Raw genomic sequence first — 16,994 nt, forward strand, 5'->3', positions numbered from 1 at the left:
GAGAAGACGATGGCACATGAAAACCGCGACATCCCCGTCTGGGATCCGGCGCTGCGGCTCTTTCACTGGTCCCTGGTCGCCTGCGTGGTCGGCGCGGTCGTCTCGGTCAAGATCGGCGGCAACGCCATGCGCTGGCACCAGGGCTTCGGGCTGGCGGTATTGGGGCTCATCGTCTGGCGGCTGCAGTGGGGCTTCGTCGGGCCGCAGACGGCGCGTTTCTGCGCCTTCGTGCGCGGACCCCGCGAGATCTTCGCCTATGTGCGCGGGCAATGGCATGGCGTGGGGCACAATCCCTTGGGGGCGCTCTCGGTGCTGGCGCTCCTCGGGCTCTTCGGCCTGCAAGCGGTCTTGGGGCTTTTCACCTACGACGAAATCGCTTTCCGTGGACCTCTGGCGACGCTCGTCGATTCCTATTGGCAGATCCGCATCACGCACTGGCACCGGATGCTCGAGCCGTTGCTGTGGCTGATCGTGCTGCTGCACGTGGGCGCCATCGTCTTCTATGCCGTGGTGAAGAAGGAGGACCTGGTGCGCCCCATGATCACCGGCTATCGTCCCTTGCCGGAAGGGTTGGCGGAGGTACCCCGCGTGCAATGGGGCAACGTGAGCTACCTGCTGCGCCTCGCGCTCACCGTGGCGGTGGCGCTCGCCGTGGTGTACCTGGCGAGCGGCGCCTGGATCCCGGCGCCCGCGCCCGTGGCGCCGACGCCGGGGATGGATTGGTGAAGATTCAATCCTTCATGCGGAACTTGTCGTGGCAGGCCTTGCAGGCTTTGCCCACTTCGCCGAATTGCTGGGCGATTTCGGCTTTGTCGCCCATCGCGGCGATTTCGGCGAGCTTGTTTGCCTGTTCGGTGAAATTGATCGCGATCTCACGCACTTGGTCGGGTTGCTCGAAGAATTCCTTTTTCAGTCGGCTCTTGTGGAAACCGACGACGCCCACCGTGTCGGGGCTGTAGAGTGCACCCATGCCTGAATTGGCGGCCGCGGCGATGGCGTTGGCCGCTGCCGCCACCTGGGCCTGATCGAAGGGGGCGCTGCCGTCGACCACCTGCGCCTTGATCTTCTCCATGTTCCAGGCCATGAAGTTATAGGCGGCCTGGCGGAACTTCACTTTGTCTTCCGGTTTGAGAGCTTGAGCGGCGGCAGCGCCGGCAAGCCCCATCGCGGTGGCAAAGAGCAGGATCTTGGGCAGTTTCTTCATGGGCCTTCTCCTTACACAGAGTAATGTCGTTTTAGTATAGACGATGTCCCTGGGAATGGCGAGGAAAATCCCTTTCATGCCGCTTCCGCCTTTCGACTCGGCGCCCCCTTGGCGGCTCTGGGAGAGGAGAATCCGCCATATTTCTGCCGCACCATCTCGCCGATGAGGCGGATGACCTCCTGACTGGCCGACTCGGCGTTGCGCATGTTCTCGATGATACTATCCAAAATTTTGGCATCGCGCAGCCAGTTCTGTCGCGCCAGTTCGGTGGCAGCACGCACGCCCGAGTGAACTCGTCGATGAGGCTCTTCGAGGGCCCGATAGGCAGGGGTGGCGGAGAAATGTGCTTTGCCATACCCTTCGTAGTACCATTTGCCCAAGCGGCATTCCGTGTGATCGACTTGCACGGTTTTGGCTTCGTCGCCTTCGCCGCTGCGCTCGGCGGCGACGTAGCCGCGCTGCATGTAGATGATGTGATCGAGCTTCACCAGTGAGGCAAAAGCCAAGTCTTTGGCCTGCTCGAGCGCCGAGATTGTCGCTTCGGCCGATTGGGCGACCGCCTCGAAGCGGTGCTCGAATCCTTCGACTTGGTCGCTGACGGTCTTCGCTTCTTCGCTCATGGCACGGGTCTGCTGCACCATCGTTCCGACCCGTGCACGCAGATCGTCGACCACGCCGCCGATCTCATCGGTGGCGACCCGCGTGCGTTCGGCGAGCTTGCGTACTTCGTCGGCCACCACGGCAAAGCCGCGCCCGACTTCGCCGGCGCGCGCGGCTTCGATCGCGGCGTTCAAGGCGAGCAGGTTCGTCTGCTCGGTGATCTCGGAGATGATCTGCACCGTGCGACCGATCGATTGACTTGCTCCTTCGAGCGAGCCGGCGGTTTCGGCCATTGCCGCCATGTTGTGATCGATCGTGCTCAAGGCCTGAGCGAGCTGACGCGCCGTCGCCAGGCTCTCCGAAGCGCCTTGTTGATTATGCAGGGCGAGTTTTTCGGCTTCGTCCATGCGTCCGCTCACTTCCATGAGGTCGGATTGGTTACCGGCAAGGTTGCGCAGCAGATTGTCGACGTTGATCTGATGCAGGGCACTGTTGAGGCGGTTCTTGGCGGCGAAATCGGCCGCTTCCTGCATCTTCGCAAGGGCATGGTTGATCGATTCCATCGATCTCTTCAGTTCGCTGGGCATGCCGTCGGTGAAGGCATGGCGATGGAAATCCTCTTGGGAAGCCCGCTGGAAACACGTATTGACGTCCTTGAAATAGGCTTCGATGAAATCCAGGAGATCGTTGAGCTCCCAGGCCACCTTGCCGATTTCTCCCAGCCCTTTCGTTCCCGTGATGCGCGCGCTGAGCCGCCCCTGTTTGGCCAGTGAAATCACTTCTGACATCCGTGCCAGGGCAAGCAGCGGCGTGGCCGTCCAACGATAGGCAAACCAGGCGAATGCCATCGATAGCAGAGGCACGATCACGTTCGGAGGGGTGGGGCCATGCTGCCAGAGTGAATAGGCGGCAAAGAGCCAAACGGCGACGACGAAGGCAATGGCCGTATAGAGCAGCCGCTGGCGCAGGAAGGGAATCGTGCGACTGACCTCGCTGGTCGGCGCAAAAAGAGCGTCTGTTTTCGTGCTCATGACCGTGTTCCTTTGCCCATGTGTCGACCGAAGAAAAGATCCAGGACGAAATTTTCATAGGTCGTGCCGAGTTCGTCCAAAGTCTGGCTCAGCCAGGCGAGAGAGGCTTCACACGCCTTGGCCGGACCGGCCTCTCGCTCGATGCGCAGCATCTCGGCGTAGATCGGCACGATCGCCTCGATCGCGCTGTGCGGTGCCTGCCGTCGCACGGAAAAATAACCCAAGGGCTCGCCCTGATAGAGATCCGGCGTCACGTTGGCGAACACCCAGTAGTAGTGTCCCTTCGAGGTCATGTTCTTGACGAAGCCGAACCATTCCTCGCCGCGCTGGATCGTATCCCACAGGTGCTTGAAGGCGCCGCGGGGCATGTCGGGGTGGCGTACGATGTTGTGCTGTACGCCCAGCAGGTCGTCTTCGGCATAGTCGGCCACCCGCATGAAGACGCGGTTGGCGTAGGTGATTCGGCCTTTGAGGTCGGTCTTGCTGACGATGATTTCGTCGGGCGCAAAATGGACCTCTACGCTCGTCGGCGTGATCTTGGGCTTCATCGTGGCCTCCTTCCGAGGCGTGGATCGTAAGGAAACATTATCGGCTCATTGGGGTGGAACTGAAGGAATTTTCACCGTCTGTTCGGCGGTTTGCTTGCCCCGTCTTGCGCTATTCTGCATCCTGAGGCCCAAGTCCCGTGGCGACGGTGGCGTGGCAGGGAGGGAGCGGTGGACGATGGAAAAGAGACATTCGGTGGCGCGGCGCCTGATCGCCGCGATCGGGATCGTGCTGGTGGCGGGCCTTGCGGTGATGGTCGCCTGGAGCATGGCCGCTTCGCGCACCATGGCGCGCGACCAGGCCGAGCGCTTCGCCGCTTCGATCAATGAGATGACCATGGCCGGGCTCACGGCGATGATGGTCACCGGCACGGTGGGGGAGCGCGACGTCTTCCTCGACCAGATCCGCAGGCTCACGGCAGTGAGTGGCCTGGAAGTGCTGCGCGGCGAGGCGGTGACGGCCGTCTTCGGCCAAGGAGGGCTGGAGAAAGCGCCCGATGCGATCGAGGCCCGGGTGCTGGCGTCCGGTCAGCCCTACTTGGCGATCGAGGAGATCGACGGACGCAGGGCCTTGCGTGCCGTCTATCCCTCCAAAGCGGCCACTGATTATCTGGGCAAGAATTGCATTCTGTGTCATCAGGTGCCCGAGGGCACGGTGCTGGGGGCGGTGAGCATGCGCATCTCGCTCGACGAGGCCGATGCCGCCACCCGCCGCTTTGCCGCCTGGGTGGGCGGTTTCGCCATCCTCCTCGCGCTCATTGCCGGATCCGTCGTTGCCTGGGTCGTGCGCCGCTCGGTGGCGCGTCCGCTCGAGCACCTCGTCGTCAGCCTCGACGAGATCGCCAAGGGCGAAGGCGATCTGACGCGCCGCCTACCGGTGGAGCGTCACGACGAGATCGGTGCGGCCGCTGCTGGGTTCAACCGCATGCTCGAGACGGTAGGGGAACTCGTGCGCGAGGTGAAACGCACGGTGGTCACCTTGGAGGACGCAACGGCCGAGATGGTGCGTAGTGGCGATGCGGTTCGTGCCGGAGCGAAGGCGCAGAACGCCGTGGTGGCGCAGGTACGGGAATTGATCGGCCGATTGCACGAGGCGGCGATCGGTGTGGCGCGGGAGATCGCGGAAATCCAGGCCGAGTCGCAAGTGAGCCGGGAACGGACCGAGACGAGCCGGGCGCGGCTGGCGGCGCTGGTCGACGCCTTTACGGCGATCGAACGGGCTTTGACCTCGCTGGTGGAGTCGATGGACGCTTTCTCCCGGTCGTCGCACGAGATTCGCGTCATCACCCAGGAGGTGCGCGAAATCGCCGATCAGACGAACCTGCTCGCCTTGAACGCCGCGATCGAAGCCGCGCGCGCCGGGGAGTCGGGCCGAGGTTTCGCCGTGGTGGCCGACGAAGTACGCAAGCTCGCCGAGAAATCGAGCGCCGCGGCTGGACGCATCGACGAGATCACCGCAGCGGTGGTCGCGCGCAGCGAGCAGCTCTCTTCGGCCTTCGAGTCTGGTCAGGCACAACTCAAGGAGGTGCGCCGCGTCTCGGACGAAGTGACCGAGCGGCTCGCCGAGGCCGGTGACGCAGTGGCCGACGTCGGACGGCGTCTCGATGCGGTGGTGACGGTGACCGAAGGCGAGCGAGAGCTGGCTGAACGGGCTGCGTCCTCGGTCGAAGGGATCGCGCAGGAGGCTGGGCGGTTGGATGCGGAGGTCGATGCGTTGTCTTCGGCGGTGACGAAAGTACAGACACAGGCACAGCAGCTCGTCGAACGGGTGCGCCGCTTCCGGGTCGAATGAAGGGGCGGCATGCCCCTTCTTTACCCACTATCGGCGGATCGCAATGAAAAGTCTCATGCCATTGCGATCGACCAGCACGGCGAACCGGTTGCCGGCCGCGTTCACCGCTTGGCGGAATTCCTCCGGCGTGCGTACCGGTTGCTGGTTCACTGCCACGATCACGTCGCCTGGGCGCAAGCCCGCGAGTGCCGCTGGCCCAGTCACTCTCGTTACCATCACCCCCCCTTCTGCCAAACCACGCTCTTTCGCTTCCTGAGCGGTGAGGGCGCGCACGGAGATACCGGCTGCGGCCGGTTCGCCCGAGGGTTTCTTGCCCGGGCTCGCCTGAGCCGTCTCCTCTTCCAGTTCGGCCAGCGTCACTCTCTTCTCCAGGCGCTTTCCTTGGCGCAGGAGCTCGACCCGCACCGTTTCGCCCGGTTTGCGCCGTCCGATGATGCGCGGCAAATCGGCAGAATCCACGATTCGCTGGCCATCGACGCCGACGATGACGTCGCCGGGCTGGATGCCCGCTTTTCCTGCTGGGCTGTCGGTTTCGACGCTCGCGACCAGCGCACCCTCGGGTTTGTCCAGTCCGAAGCTCTTCGCCAGTTCCTCGTCCATGCCCTGGATGACCACGCCGAGCTTGCCCCGCTGAACTCGCCCGTGTGCGATGAGCTGATCCTTCACTTCTTGCGCCACGTCGCTGGGGATGGCGAAGGCGATGCCCATGTAGCCGCCGGAGCGCGAATAGATCTGACTGTTGATGCCGATCACCTCTCCGTCCATGTTGAAGAGGGGGCCGCCGGAATTGCCCGGATTGACGGCCACGTCGGTCTGGATGAAGGGGACGTAGGTCTCGTCGGGCAGGCGCCGCGACTTGGCCGAGATGATGCCGGCGGTGACGGTGTGCTCGAAACCGAAGGGAGAACCCACGGCGATCACCCATTGGCCGACGCGGGCCTTCTCGGGATCGCCGAACTTCACCGTCGGCAGACCCTTGGCGTCGATCTTGACCACGGCGATGTCGGTGCGACGATCGGCGCCGACGATCTTGGCCGGGAATTTGCGCCCGTCGGCGAGTTGGACCGTGACTTCGGCGTCCTCGCCCCCCTCACCTACGACATGGGCGTTGGTGAGGATGTAGCCGTCGGACGAGACGATGAAGCCGGAGCCGAGTCCGCGCTGCACCGGCGCTTCGCCGCGGCCGCCGGGTATCTGCGGCAGCGGGATGCCGAAGCGGCGGAAGAATTCGAAGAAAGGATCGTTCTCGTCGAAGGGAAACGGCAGGGCTTCCGCGCTCGAGCGACTCACCACGGTGATATTGACCACCGCCGGCGTCACCTGCTCGACCAGGTCGGCGAAATCCGGCAAACGCCGTTCGGAGCCGCCGAAGAGCACGGGGCGCAAGGCCGGTTCGGCCGCACTGGCGGCAGGCACGACGATGCCCGTTACCAAGGCGAGGGCGAACGCCAGCGCCGCGCCACGACGGCGCAGGCCGGCAGAGGTAGGATGCCGCGGACTGACTCCATTCATGGCTACTCCTTCCATGCGGGAAAAAAGCCCATTGTACGGGATCGTTCGGGAACAAAACGCCGGCATCGATGGTAAAAAGATTTGATACACTGGCCGAAGACGGTCGCCGTCGAGGGGAACGCAGCATGACGCTCACCGATTTACGCTATCTCGTCGCGCTCGCGCAGGAACGGCATTTCGGTCGCGCCGCCGAGCGCTGCCACGTGAGTCAGCCGACGCTCTCCGTGGCGATCAAAAAATTGGAGCAGCATCTCGGTGTTCTGCTCTGCGAGCGCAATCCCAACGAAGTGAAACTCACCGAGATCGGTCGCCTGGTGGCGGAGCAGGCCGAGCGGGTGCTGCGCGAGGCGCAGCGCGTCGAGGAGATCGCCCAGGCGGGCAAGGATCCCTTGGTAGGGCCGCTGCGGCTGGGGGTCATCTTCACCATCGGCCCTTATCTTTTGCCGCGGCTCATTCCGCTCGTGCATGAGTTCGCCCCCAAAATGCCGCTCATCATCCACGAGGATTACACATCGAAGCTCGCCGAGCAGCTCAAGCACGGCGAGATCGACGTCGCGATCCTCGCTCTGCCCTTCTCCGAGCCGGGGCTCGTCACGCAGCCGGTCTACGACGAGCCTTTCCGCGTCCTCATGCCGGCCGAGCACCCTTGGACGAAGCTCGATCGCATTCCGGCGGCCAAGCTCGCCGAGGAAAACGTGCTGCTGCTGGGGGCGGGCAACTGTTTCCGCGATCAGGTGTTGGAAGTGTGCCCGCAGTGCCTGCGCCACTCCCCGCTGCAGGAAGCGCTCGCCGGAAGTTCCCTGGAGACCATTCGTTACATGGTGGCGAGCGGTTTGGGCGTGACCGTGCTGCCTTCCTCAGCCGCCGACGACGCCTCGCGCATGAACCCGCTGTTGGCGGTACGCCCTTTTACTTCCCCCGAACCCTATCGGCGGGTCGTCCTGGTCTGGCGTGTCACCTATCCGCGCCACGGCGCGATCGACGTACTGCGGCGCGCCATCTTCGAAGCGGATTTGCCCGGCGTGCGCCCGGTAGGCCCCGCGCCGCGCCCTCTGCCTGCGCAGCAGCACGGACCACGTCCGACCGAGGTGGCGCCATGACTCGAAGCGAACGGCACCATCGGCTGCCGCAATTTGTCAATGTCGCGGGTTGTGCGCTATATTGACCTGCGTCAGGTTCATCCGAGGAGAGAAGCATGAGCAAAGGACAAGACAGTACCGCCATCGACATCGGAATCAAGGAAGAAGACCGCAAGAAAATCGCCGAAGGACTCGCCAAGCTCCTGGCCGATTCCTATACGCTGTATTTGGCCACGCACAACTTCCATTGGAACGTGACGGGGCCGATGTTCAACACCTTGCACTTGATGTTCGAGCAGCAATACACCGAGCTTGCCACGGCGGTCGACGACATCGCCGAGCGCATTCGCGCCCTGGGCTATCCCGCGCCCGGCACGTACGCCGAGTTTCTCGAGCTCACCCGGCTCAAAGAGCCCAAGCCCGGCCTCAAGGCCGAAGACATGATCCGCTATCTCATCAAGGGCCAAGAGACGGTGGTACGCACGGCACGCGAGATCTTGCCCGTGGCCGAAAAGGCCGACGACCAGCCCACGCTCGACCTGCTCACGCAGCGCATGCAGGTGCACGAGAAAAACGCCTGGATGTTGCGCAGCCTGCTCGAGTGAGCGACGCGACGCAACGATAGGGCGTCGTAGCAAAATCTCATCGCCGCCCAACACCCATGAAAAAAGCCGGGATCGCCCGGCTTTTTTCATGGCACGACTGAACGCCTGCTTCGGCGTTGCACCCTACCCCCTCCTATCTTTCCCGCAGACCGATCGCTGTGGTTTTTCAGGGATCTCTCCTCGCGTTCCGGTTTTTCGTCTTGCTCGAGACGGGTCGAGTTCGCGTGATTTGTTTTTGTACGAATCATGGAAGTTAGGCTAAAATCAAAGCCTTTTACAGAAGTTAAGGACAGATCGTGACAAATAGTGACACCGTTTCCGGCCGGAGGATCGACAAAGCCCAAGTGCGCGAGTGGTTCGAACTCCCTTTCTTCGAGCTGCTGCATCGCGCCCACGACACCCACCGGCGCCACTTTCCCGGCCAGCGCATCCAGCGCTCGGCCCTGTTGTCGATCAAGACGGGGGGATGTTCCGAAGATTGCGGCTACTGCGCCCAGTCGGCGCGTCATCACGCGCGTGCGCGTGAGCCTTTGCTCGATACGCAGACCATCGTGCGTCATGCAGCGCAGGCCAAGGCGGCCGGTGCCACGCGTTTTTGCATGGGCGCTGCCTGGCGCGCGCCCAAGGACAAAGACCTAGAACGGGTGGCGGAGGCGGTCGCAGCGGTCAAATCGCTGGGTTTGGAGACCTGCGTCACGCTCGGCATGCTCTCGCCCCCGCAGGCTACCCGCCTCAAGGAAGCCGGGCTCGACTACTACAACCACAACGTGGACACTTCGCCGGAGCATTACGGCAAGGTGATCACCACGCACACCCTGAGTGACCGCCTGCGCACGCTCGAGGCGGTACGCGAAGTCGGCATCAAGGTCTGCTGCGGCGGGATCATCGGCATGGGCGAGACGCGCGAGGACCGCATCTCCATGTTGGCGCTCCTGGCCGGTCTCGACCCCCAGCCGGAGTCGGTCCCCATCAACCAGCTCATCCCCATTCCGGGCACGCCGCTTGCCGATGCGCCGCCCGTCGACCCGTTCGAGCTCGTGCGCACGATCGCGGTCGCCCGGCTGGCCCTGCCACGGAGCTACGTGCGCCTCTCGGCCGGTCGCAGCCAAATGAGCGACGAGCTCCAGGCACTGTGCTTCTACGCCGGGGCCAATTCCCTCTTCTACGGGGAGAAACTCCTCACCGCCGGCAATCCGGACGTCGCGCACGACGACGAGCTTCTTGCGCGGCTCGATTTGCAGCCGGAGTGAGATTCATGGAAGCCCCCGCTTTGTTCGCCCAGGAAGCAACGCAATGGGAACGCCGCAGCCTCGAGGCCGTATGGCACCCGTGTACCCAGATGCAGCGCCATCTCCCCGCCGGCAACCCCGACTCTCTACCCCTCCTGCCCGTAGCCCGGGCCGAAGGCCCTTGGTTGTACGGTTTCGACGGACGGGCCTATTACGACGCCATTTCCTCGTGGTGGACCACGCTCTTCGGTCACCGGCATCCTCCCATCATCGCCGCGATCAAGGAACAGCTCGATACGCTCGACCACGTGCTGCTTGCCGGTTGCACCCATGCTGCCGCGGTCGAACTGGCGGAACGGCTGCGTGCCCTGACGGGAGGGCAACTCGGGCATGCTTTCTTCGCTTCCGATGGCGCCAGCGCTACCGAAATCGCGTTGAAAATGGCAGCCCATTACGCCAGAAACCGAGGATTCCCCTGCAAGACCGGTTTCGTTTGTTTCGCCGGTGGCTATCATGGAGAGACGATCGGCGCGCTCGGCGTTACCGACGTTCCTCTCTTCCGGCAGGCCTATGAACCCCTGTTGCGCCCGGCGACGATTCTGCCCTGTCCCGACGCCCGTCTCGGCCCCCCGGCACTCGAACGAGCGGTTTGCGCTCTACGGTCGCACCTCCAAGCCCATGCCGAAGAGGTGGCCGCGGTGATCGTCGAGCCCATGGTGCAATGCGCTGGCGGCATGATCATGCATTCGCCGGAATTCTTGCGCTGCGTGCGCCGTCTGTGTGACGAATACGGCGTGCTGCTGATTTTCGACGAAATCGCAGTGGGATGTGGGCGAACAGGACGCCTGTTCGCCCACGAGCACGCCGGCGTGCGCCCTGACCTGCTCTGCCTGTCCAAGGGAATCACCGGTGGTACCTTGCCGCTGGCAGTAGTGCTCACCACCGATGAAGTGTTCGAGGCCTTTCTCGATGAGCGCATCGAACGCGGATTTCTCCATTCCCATTCCTACACGGGAAATCCCCTTGCCTGTCGTGCCGCTTGTGCCACCTTGGCGCTCCTTGAAGAGCCTGGCATACCAGAAAGGCTGGAAGCGCTCGGCGCGGCCTTCGAACGCGCTTTGGCACCCATTGCGGCGCAACATGGGGCTGCTCACCTGCGCCGCTGCGGTACCCTCGTGGCTTTCGACCTACCCAAGGCAGCGGAGGATTTTCCACGTCGCGCCGCCGTAGCTGCGCTCGAGCATGGCCTGTTGCTGCGACCTTTGGGTCGGACGGTCTATGTCATGCCGCCTTTTGACACGCGTCCTGAAGAAGTTGCGTTCGCCTGCGAAGCGATTGAGCGCACTTTGGGGGACGTGCTTTGACGCTTTGCACGAACAACGAACCCATGGCCACCTCGAATAACCTACTGCGCAGCCCCATGTACCCTGCTCCGGACGCCCTGTTGCGACGCTGGCTTGCCGAACGGCTCGATTCCGGCTTACTGCGCCGCCTGCGCTGCACCTCCCCTGTCACTTCGAGCGCATGTTTCACCCAAGAGGGGCGACAAAGAATTAGTTTCGCCAGCAACGATTATCTGGGGCTCTCACACCATCCCGTCCTCGTCGAGGCACTGCGCGAAGGAGCCGCGATCTGGGGCGTGGGCGCGGGTTCTTCAGCCTTGGTCGGCGGCTATACGGAAGCGCATGCGGCGCTAGAGGCAGATCTCGCCGAGTTCTTGGGGTTTGCCGCGGCTCGCGTCTTCACGTCTGGGTACGCCGCCAATCTGGCGGTGATCACGGCCTTTTCCCACGAAGCCCCAACGGCCATTTTTGCCGACAAACGGGTGCACGCCTCGCTCGTCGACGCGATGCAGCTCGCCCGTTCCGCTGGTGCCAGGGTTCGCCGTTACCCTCATGGCGATCACTCCGTTTTGTCCCGCTGGCTGGAAGAATCCCAAGAACCCGTGAAGCTCGTCGTCACCGACGGCGTCTTCAGCATGGACGGGGACATCGCGCCGCTCGAGGAGCTTTCGCAGCTTGCGCGAACCCATGGTGCTTGGCTCATCGTCGACGATGCCCATGGCTTCGGCGTGCTCGGACCTGAAGGGCGAGGGAGTTTTGCCGATGCGGGCATGACCCCGCAACCGCATTGGCTGTGGGTCATCACCTTCGGCAAAGCTGCGGGCACAACGGGAGCGGCCATTCTCGGAACGGAAGATGCCATGCTCTGGCTCGATCAAGCCGCCCGAACGCATATCTACACCACGGCGATGCCGCCGGCGCTGGCCCACACCGTGCGTATCGCCTTGCGCCTGGTGCGCGAGGAGAGCGCGCGCCGTGCTCGGCTCGGCGCGCTCATTCGCCGCTGGCGTCAGGGCATGACTCGCGTGCCGGGGATCGAAGTAGCGTGCTCGAACGAGGCGCCGTCGAGGAATCGCACGAATCCCCCTTGCCTTCCGTTTTCTCGTACGCCCATCCAACCCTTGGTTCTGGGATCGCCGGAACAGGTACTCGCCATCGAGCAGAACCTGGCGCAGAACGGTTTCTTCGTCCCAGCGATTCGTCCGCCTACCGTACCTAGGGGTAGGGCCCGTCTGCGCCTTTCCCTGTGCGCCGATCATGACGAGACTATGCTCGAATCCTTGCTCGAAACGCTACGGCGAATCTTCGTTCGGATTCCCTCTCTCGTGCCCCCTCGGCGAGCACACGATGAATGAGCTCAAAACTTACGTCCGCCGCGCATTCACACGACGGCGGACGAGCTATTCCTCCCACGACCGACCCCAGCGCTGCATCGCAGCCCGGCTTGCCGAGCTACTCCCTGCGGTCTCGGAAACACCCGAAGGCTGGATCATCGACGCCGGCTGCGGCGTCGGGCGAGATCTGCCGCTGTTGGCGCAGCGCTTCGGCCGCGAGCGCCTCCTCGCCCTGGATTTCTCCCCTGAGGTGCTCACCCACCTACCAGAACCGGAAATCGCCCGCCTGGCGGCCGATCTCGAATTCGTGCCATTGCCCGACGCCGTCTGCGCCGGCTACTGGAGCAACTGCGCCTGGCAATGGACCTCGCCCCGGCGAACGCTGGCGCAAGCCTGGCGCATCCTCGAGAACGGAGGGTGGCTGTGCGCGAGCATCGTCCTTGCCGGCACGTTTCCTGAACTCGGGCAAGCCTTGAGGGAGGTCGGCGTCACGTTCGCCATGGCACGGCTGCCGGCGCAAGCCGATTGGGAACGATCGTTCGAAGACGAACCGTGGAAAGTATACCATTGGGATGTACGAAGTTTCACCTTTCATTATCCCGACGCCACGGCGCTCCTCCATGCCATTCGCGGCGTCGGCGCCAACCCGACGACGCATTCCGGTTCTCTCGTCTGGACCCCCGGTCGGCGCCGTGCGCTGATCGAAGCCTTGGAACGGCGTCGGACTGCCCAGGGATTGGGATTGAGCTACCGAGTGGGATTCTTGATGGCACGAAAAAAAGAGGCGTAAAACGATGAGGAAGTCTGGAATATGGTTCCTTACCGGCACCGATACGGAAATCGGCAAGACCCACGCCGCCTGCCAGTTGCTTGCGCGAGCGCGCCGCCAGGGATTGCGCGCGGCAGGGATCAAAGCCGTTGCCGCGGGGGTGGATGAAACGGGAGTCAATGAAGACGCCAGGGCACTCGCGGCGGCAAGTAGCGTGCCGCTGCCCTCGACGATACAAAACCCCTATTGTTTCAAAGCCCCCCTCTCGCCGCACCTGGCGGCAGCGCAAGAAGGGAGGGCGGTTGATTTGAACGAAATCGTCGCGGCCGTTGCCGAAGCCCGAATGCACGCCGATCGGGTACTGGTCGAAGGTGCGGGGGGTTTTCTCTGCCCGCTCGGCGAAACGCTTACCATGGCCGATCTGGTACAGGCGCTTGGCGTTCCTGTCATCGTCGTGGTGGGCCTGCGCCTGGGCTGTCTCAACCATGCACGGCTCACGGTAGAGGCGATAGAAAGCAGGCAGCTGATCTTGGCCGGCTGGATCGCCAATTGCATCGATCCGAACATGGCAGCGCTCGAAGGCAACCTCGCAACCCTGAGGCGAACGATTCCGGCCCCTTGCCTCGGCGTGATCGCCCACGGTAGCAGACGCGATGAGATCGGTTGGTTGCGCTGGCCCGACGAAATCGAGATGAAGTGCTAGATCCCCGTCCCGTCTGGCACCACCTGCTGCAAAAACCGGCGAATCTCCTTGACGAAGAAATCCTCTCTACCGCAAAAAGGGGCATGGGCTGCGCCTTCCACGGCCACGAATCGCCCGTGCGCGACGTGTTCCGCAACCCAGCGACCGGCAGCGGGAGGAATCAGCCCGTCTGCCGTGCCGTGAAACACCAGGATGGGGACTTCGAGTCCGGGCAGGGCAGCACGTAGGTCCGTCTCCTCGAGCCAATCCAACCCCGTCGTCAGCACCCTCGTCGAAGGCAGAGTGTCCGCTTCACGCATCAACCGACGGGAAATTTCCTTGGCCAGAAGATCCCCGCGATTGAACTCGACGATGAAACGGCGCAAGGCAGCGGGAGCGTCGGTCCGTACTTGTTCCCGAAAAACCGCAAGCTGCGCGGGCGCCAAACCGAGAGACCATCCGGGACGGCGAATGAAGGAGGGGGTAGGAGAAATGGCCACGACGGCGGAGAAGACATCCGGCGCCAAACGGGCTGCTGCCAAGGCGAGCATGGTGCCCAAGGACCACCCCAAGAGACACGTTCCACGGGGGGCCTCGTTGCTCAAGCGCTGTATCGCCTGTCCGAACGTATCGGACGATCCCGTACGACCATACCCTGGCAGATCGTACCATTGAGCCCCCAACAGCGAGACGAGAGCAGCCAAAGGTCCTCGCCCCAAACCCCAGCCAGGCAGGCATAGGATCGGAGGGGAATCCGATGGCGCGGTTCTCACGACGTCTCGGCGGCCTTGGTCTTCTTGTGGGCGGGGGCGCGTCCTTTCTTCTCCGACGCCTCGCGCGGCTCGAATTCAAAGCCGATCTTGCCGTCGGGTTGGCGCACGAGGTAGGCGGAGAACTTGCGCCGTGTGCGCGCCGACACGAAGCCGGTGAGGAGATCGGTCTTGCCCTCGGAAAGCAGTTTCTTCATCTGCTCCGGCTCGATCGGTTGCTGCAAGATGGTGCGGCCGCTGCGGAAATCGCACGTCTTGTCGGCACCGAGCGACTTGGTGCACACGTAGCTCGTGCCGTGCTCGACCACCGGCGCGCCGCACTTGGGGCACGGCCCGAGCGATTCGCGCTCGGCCAGATCCGCGGGCACTTCCTCCGGCGGTTCGACGGCGAAGGCAAAGGTGGGCTGTTTGGCCTCGTCGAGCACCAGTTCGGCGGCGAACGGCCGCCCCAGGCGGCTGCGAAACCCCTCCAGCGGGCCGATTCGGCCTTGGGTGAGCAGCGCCTCGGCTTCGGGCACGTCGATCTGCCGGCCGGCGATGATCTTCCACATCGACCAGCCGCACTGATCGCATTGAAAGGTCTTGTAGGTTTCGCGCACGGTGCCGCCGCACTTGGGGCAGGGCGCCTGCAGGGTGGCGAAGTCGCCGGGCACGGTGTCGGATTCGTGGCGCTTGGCGCGTTCGACGATGTCCTGCGCCATACGCGCGATCGAGGCCATGAACTCTTCGCGCGCGAGCCGCCGCTTCTCCATCAGGGCGAGCTTGTGCTCCCACTCGCCGGTGAGTTCGGGCGAGGTGAGCGCGTCGATGCCTAAGCCTTTCAAGAGGGTGATGAGCGAGAAGGCCTTGGCGGTGGGTACGAGCTCGCGCCCCTCGCGCACAAGGTATTTTTCTTCCAGCAGACCCTCGATGATCTGGGCGCGGGTGGCGGGCGTTCCCAGACCCCGCTCGGCCATGGCCGCGCGCAGTTCCTCGTCTTCGACGAGCTTGCCTGCGCCTTCCATGGCGGAAAGGAGCGTGGCCTCGGTGTAGCGCGCCGGCGGCTTGGTGTGCAAGTCCTTGATCTCGACGGCCTCGGTATGAACGGTCTCGCCGGGGGCGACGGGCACGAGTTCCCCTTCGCCCTCGCCAGCGGCCCGTTTGCCGTAGACCTCGAGCCAGCCCGGGGCGACCAGTACCTTGCCTTCGGTCTTGAAGGCGTCTTCGCCCACGCGGGTGATGCGGGTGGTGACACGGTATTCGGCCGGCGGATAGAAGACGGCGAGGAACCGCCGCGTGACCAGGTCGAAGATCTTCTGTTCGGGTTCGGACAGCCCTTTGGGCACCACGCCAGTGGGGACGATGGCGAAGTGGTCCGACACCTTGGCGTTGTCGAAGATGCGCTTGTTGGGTTTGACCCAGCCTTGGGCGAGGATCTTGCCGGCGAAGGGTTGGTATTCCGACGGCAGCTGCGCCAGCACCTCGCGCACGGTGCCGATCATGTCCTCGGGTAGCGCCCGGGCGTCGGTACGGGGATAGGTGAGCGCTTTGTGCCGCTCGTAGAGCGCCTGGGCAATGGCGAGCGTGTTGCGGGCGGAGAAGCCGAAGCGGGCATTCGCCTCGCGCTGCAGGCTGGTGAGGTCGAAGAGCGGCGGGGCGATCTGCGTGCTGGGCTTGGCGGTTTCCTCAACCACACCCGGCTGGTCCAGGACGCGATCGCGGATGGCTTCGGCGCGCTCCCGCTCCCACAGACGGTAGGGGCTGGCGTGCTCGTCGCCCTCGGGCTTCTTGAATTTTTCGTCGAACCAGCGGCCGGTGTAGGTGCCGGCGGCAGCGCGGAAGGTGGCTTCCACTTCCCAGTAGGGGCGGGGCCGGAAGGCGCGGATCTGACGTTCGCGCTCGACGACCATGGCGAGCGTGGGCGTCTGCACCCGGCCCACCGTGGTGAGATGAAAGCCCCCCGACTTGGAGTTGAAGGCGGTCATGGCGCGCGTGCCGTTGATGCCGATGAGCCAGTCGCTCTCGGCGCGGCTCACGGCGGCTTGGCGCAGCCCTTCCATTTCCTCGGCCGAGCGCAGGTGGGCGAAGGCCTCGCGGATCGCCTGCGGCGTCATCGATTGCAACCACAGGCGCTGCACGGGCTTGTCGATCTTGCCGTACTGCACGATGTAGTTGAAGATGAGCTCGCCCTCGCGCCCGGCGTCGCAGGCGTTGATGAGCCCGTCGACGTCTTTGCGCTTGGCAAGGCGCAACAGGAGTTTGAGCCGGTCCTCGCTCTTGGCGATGGGTTGCAGATCGAAGCGCGGCGGAATCACCGGCAGGTTGGCGAAGCTCCACTTGCCGCGTTTGACTTCGTATTCCTCTGGCGCCTTGAGTTCGAGCAGATGACCGACGGCCGAGGAGAGGACGTACTGTTCGGACTCCCAGTAATCCTTTTCTTTGTGGAAGCCGCCGAGCGCACGGGCGATGTCCTGTGCGACGGAGGGTTTTTCGGCGATGATGAGTTTCTTGCCCATGGGT

General features: G+C 63.8%; 15 protein-coding genes. 9 read left to right on the forward strand and 6 right to left on the reverse strand.

The window, feature by feature from the left end:
• Window positions 1-9: 9 nt before the first annotated feature.
• Window positions 10-726, forward strand: coding sequence for a cytochrome b/b6 domain-containing protein (locus tag EPD81_RS03905; protein WP_142804072.1), 717 nt, complete (start codon window positions 10-12; stop codon window positions 724-726).
• Between the two features lie 4 nt (window positions 727-730).
• Here the strand turns inward: EPD81_RS03905 and EPD81_RS03910 are convergent, their stop codons facing one another.
• The 3 genes from EPD81_RS03910 to EPD81_RS03920 form a co-directional block, all read right to left on the reverse strand.
• Window positions 731-1,204 (reverse strand): cytochrome c, encoded by a 474-nt coding sequence (locus EPD81_RS03910; RefSeq protein ID WP_142804073.1) that lies wholly within the window; start codon window positions 1,202-1,204, stop codon window positions 731-733.
• 74 nt (window positions 1,205-1,278) lie between these two features.
• On the reverse strand, window positions 1,279-2,835 hold the full coding sequence (locus tag EPD81_RS03915) for a methyl-accepting chemotaxis protein (protein ID WP_142804074.1): 1,557 nt from the start codon (window positions 2,833-2,835) through the stop codon (window positions 1,279-1,281).
• On the reverse strand, window positions 2,832-3,383 hold the full coding sequence (locus tag EPD81_RS03920; protein ID WP_142804075.1) for a PAS domain-containing protein: 552 nt from the start codon (window positions 3,381-3,383) through the stop codon (window positions 2,832-2,834). Before EPD81_RS03920 ends, EPD81_RS03915 begins: the two co-directional genes overlap by 4 nt.
• Window positions 3,384-3,558: 175 nt before the next feature.
• Between EPD81_RS03920 and EPD81_RS03925 the strand changes: the two genes are divergently transcribed.
• Window positions 3,559-5,172, forward strand: a complete 1,614-nt coding sequence (locus tag EPD81_RS03925; RefSeq protein WP_142804076.1) for a methyl-accepting chemotaxis protein — start codon at window positions 3,559-3,561, stop codon at window positions 5,170-5,172.
• A gap of 27 nt (window positions 5,173-5,199) precedes the next feature.
• Here EPD81_RS03925 and EPD81_RS03930 read toward each other — a convergent pair whose 3' ends face one another.
• The gene (locus tag EPD81_RS03930; protein ID WP_185955345.1) at window positions 5,200-6,684 is read right to left on the reverse strand and encodes a DegQ family serine endoprotease; all 1,485 of its coding nucleotides are present in this window, start codon (window positions 6,682-6,684) and stop codon (window positions 5,200-5,202) included.
• 125 nt (window positions 6,685-6,809) lie between these two features.
• On the opposite strand from EPD81_RS03930, the gene EPD81_RS03935 reads away from it, so the two are divergent.
• The 7 genes from EPD81_RS03935 (at window position 6,810) to bioD (ending at window position 13,746) form a co-directional block, all read left to right on the forward strand.
• A complete protein-coding gene (locus EPD81_RS03935; RefSeq protein ID WP_142804077.1) occupies window positions 6,810-7,784 on the forward strand; it encodes a LysR substrate-binding domain-containing protein in 975 nt (324 codons plus the stop codon).
• Window positions 7,785-7,879: 95 nt separating this feature from the next.
• Window positions 7,880-8,368 (forward strand): Dps family protein, encoded by a 489-nt coding sequence (locus tag EPD81_RS03940; protein ID WP_142804078.1) that lies wholly within the window; start codon window positions 7,880-7,882, stop codon window positions 8,366-8,368.
• A gap of 296 nt (window positions 8,369-8,664) precedes the next feature.
• Window positions 8,665-9,618: a biotin synthase BioB gene (gene bioB, locus EPD81_RS03945; RefSeq protein ID WP_221929202.1), complete on the forward strand. Its 954-nt coding sequence runs from the start codon at window positions 8,665-8,667 to the stop codon at window positions 9,616-9,618.
• A 5-nt stretch (window positions 9,619-9,623) separates the two neighbouring features.
• Complete coding sequence (locus EPD81_RS03950; RefSeq protein ID WP_142804080.1) at window positions 9,624-10,961, forward strand: adenosylmethionine--8-amino-7-oxononanoate transaminase; 1,338 nt, start codon at window positions 9,624-9,626, stop codon at window positions 10,959-10,961.
• A gap of 56 nt (window positions 10,962-11,017) precedes the next feature.
• Window positions 11,018-12,295 (forward strand): 8-amino-7-oxononanoate synthase, encoded by a 1,278-nt coding sequence (locus EPD81_RS03955; RefSeq protein WP_142804279.1) that lies wholly within the window; start codon window positions 11,018-11,020, stop codon window positions 12,293-12,295.
• Complete coding sequence (locus tag EPD81_RS03960; RefSeq protein ID WP_185955346.1) at window positions 12,288-13,064, forward strand: methyltransferase domain-containing protein; 777 nt, start codon at window positions 12,288-12,290, stop codon at window positions 13,062-13,064. The genes EPD81_RS03955 and EPD81_RS03960 overlap by 8 nt, the downstream gene beginning before the upstream one ends.
• 4 nt (window positions 13,065-13,068) lie before the next feature.
• The gene (gene bioD, locus EPD81_RS03965) at window positions 13,069-13,746 is read left to right on the forward strand and encodes a dethiobiotin synthase (RefSeq protein ID WP_142804082.1); all 678 of its coding nucleotides are present in this window, start codon (window positions 13,069-13,071) and stop codon (window positions 13,744-13,746) included.
• On the opposite strand, the gene EPD81_RS03970 is transcribed toward bioD, so the two are convergent.
• Together EPD81_RS03970 and EPD81_RS03975 are read right to left on the reverse strand one after the other, a co-directional pair.
• Window positions 13,743-14,498 carry an alpha/beta fold hydrolase gene (locus EPD81_RS03970; RefSeq protein ID WP_255446476.1) on the reverse strand — a complete coding sequence of 252 codons (756 nt, stop codon included), beginning with the start codon at window positions 14,496-14,498 and terminating at the stop codon, window positions 13,743-13,745. The genes bioD and EPD81_RS03970 overlap by 4 nt on opposite strands.
• Window positions 14,495-16,990, reverse strand: a complete 2,496-nt coding sequence (locus EPD81_RS03975; RefSeq protein WP_142804084.1) for a DNA topoisomerase III — start codon at window positions 16,988-16,990, stop codon at window positions 14,495-14,497. The genes EPD81_RS03970 and EPD81_RS03975 overlap by 4 nt, the downstream gene beginning before the upstream one ends.
• Between the last annotated feature and the right edge of the window lie 4 nt (window positions 16,991-16,994).

This window comes from Tepidiphilus sp. J10, from assembly GCF_006980785.1.
GTDB classification, from domain to species: Bacteria; Pseudomonadota; Gammaproteobacteria; order Burkholderiales; family Rhodocyclaceae; genus Tepidiphilus; species Tepidiphilus olei.